Annotated in this window: 3 protein-coding genes; 2 read left to right on the forward strand and 1 reads right to left on the reverse strand. The window is 71.6% G+C overall.

What is annotated here, in order from left to right; all coding sequences use genetic code 11:
* On the forward strand, positions 1-387 hold a 387-nt coding region (locus AC1DY2_RS19080), incomplete at its 5' end, for a hypothetical protein (RefSeq protein WP_476763842.1).
* A 53-nt stretch (positions 388-440) separates the two neighbouring features.
* Complete coding sequence (locus AC1DY2_RS19085) at positions 441-1,550, forward strand: NYN domain-containing protein (RefSeq protein WP_476763843.1); 1,110 nt, start codon at positions 441-443, stop codon at positions 1,548-1,550.
* A 52-nt stretch (positions 1,551-1,602) separates the two neighbouring features.
* Here AC1DY2_RS19085 and AC1DY2_RS19090 read toward each other — a convergent pair.
* Positions 1,603-2,022 (reverse strand): hypothetical protein (locus AC1DY2_RS19090; RefSeq protein ID WP_476763844.1); only part of this gene is annotated, 420 nt, incomplete at its 5' end.

Consider the following 2,022-nt stretch of genomic DNA (forward strand, 5'->3'; position numbering starts at 1 on the left):
GTCGACGACGAGCCGGCTGAGCCGCTGACGGTCGACCTCAACGTGCCGATGTACGCGGACTGGACCGACACCGGCCTCTGGTGCGAACCCGGCGAGGTGTTCGAGATCACGGTGACGGGCACGGCGTGGCACGACGCGAGCGCCGAGTCGCTCGTCGGCCCCGACGGCCTCACGGGTGGCGAGGTGCCCGAGGCGCGGGTGTACGCCGACGCGAACACGGCCTCGGTCATCGGCGGGTTCGACTCCATCCCCGAGATGTTCGCGGTCGGGTCCGGCACCACCTATACGTGCCATGCCGGCGGCCAGCTCTACCTCGGCATCAACGACACCAACCTCGACGGCAACAGCGGCGAGTTCCAGGCGACCGTCACGCTCTACGAGGAGTGACCGGCGCCACCGGGCTAGCATCGGGAGCACGCACTCATCGACGGAAGGTCGACATGCCCACCTCCGCAGAGCCCCGCGTGGCCCTCTACTTCGACTTCGACAACATCGTCATCTCGCGCTACGACCAGGTGCACGGCGAGGGCGCCTACCGCAAGGACACCTCGCGCGGGCGTGCGGTCAACCCGGGCACGCAGACCGCCGAACGCCTCGTCACGGCCACCGTCGACATCGACGCGGTGCTCGACTTCGCGGCGACGTTCGGCACCATCGCGATCGCCCGCGCCTACGCCGACTGGTCGACCCCCGTGAACGCGAGCTACCGCGGGCAGCTCATCGACCGTGCCGTCGACCTGGTGCAGCTGTTCCCGCTCTCGGCGACGAAGAACGGTGCCGACATCCGCCTCGCCGTCGACGCCGTCGAGGACATGTTCCGCATCGACGACCTCTCGCACATCGTCATCGTCGCGGGCGACTCCGACTATGTGGCGCTCGCGCAGAAGGCCAAGCGCCTCGGCCGCTACGTCGTCGGCATCGGCGTGGCCGGCGGCACGAGCCGGGCGCTCACCGCGTCGTGCGACGAGTACGCCGACTACGATGCGCTGCTGACGACGGATGCCGCGGTCGAGGAGGACGAGGAGGTCGCCGTCGCGGCGCCTACGACGTCGGCAGGACGCCGCGGCTCCGCGGAACCGGCCGCCGCGACTGCCGCGGAGCCGGCTGCGGCATCCGCTCCCGAGGCGCCCAAGACGCGTCGTGCGAGCCGGGGCGGCGGCAAGGCGAAGGCGACGGATGCCGCGGGGCCGGCCACCGCGGCCGAGACCGAGGCCACGACCGACGCCGACCTCGCGGCTGCAGCACCCGCGGGGCGTTCGGGCGGTGCACCCGCCGTGCACTTCTCCGACGGCACGCAGCCCGAGCCGACCTCGGGAACCCGCAACCCGGGCCGCTTGATCCTCAAGGCGCTCGAGCTGCTGCGCGCGAAGAACGACGAGGAGTGGCAGCCCTCGGGCGCCGTCAAGAACCAGATGCTGCGCATGGACCCGTCGTTCCAGGAGCGCAGGCTCGGCTTCGGCTCGTTCAGCGACTTCGTGAAGTCGCGCGGCGGCGTGGTGGAGCTCGACGAGGCCGGCAACCGCATCCGGATCCGCCCGAAGAAGGGCTGAGCCGCCGCTTCGCACCGCGGCTGGCCACCCGCGGCGACCGGGGGGCGCTGGGCTAGGCGCCGACTCCGGTCGCGTTCGAACCCGGATCGTCCTCCGTGTCGCGGTCGAGCGCACCCTCGCTCGCGTCGGGAACCCCGGGGACCTCACCGTCCTCGGTGGGCGGCGGCTGGATGTTGTACGACGATTGGTCGTCGGGCGCCGTGTCGGTGCGGTCGTCGCCATCGCGGCGGTTCGGCTGGGCCGAGGCGTCGTCGGCGCCCTCGGCCGGCTGCTCGGGGTGCTCCCGCGAGGTGGGCGTGTTGATATCGGACATCTGCTCCTCCTGTCTCGGCGACCGCCCGGGTCGATCGAGGTCGGCGGCGATCGCGTGCGAGCCAGTCTGGGTCATCGCACGGTTGCTCGGCAGGGGCTTGCGCACCTCGAGCCTCGCCGCCCACGCCGATGTGGTCTGACCACATCTGCTACTGTGGTC

Source organism: Agromyces sp. P1_H4 (assembly GCF_056405255.1).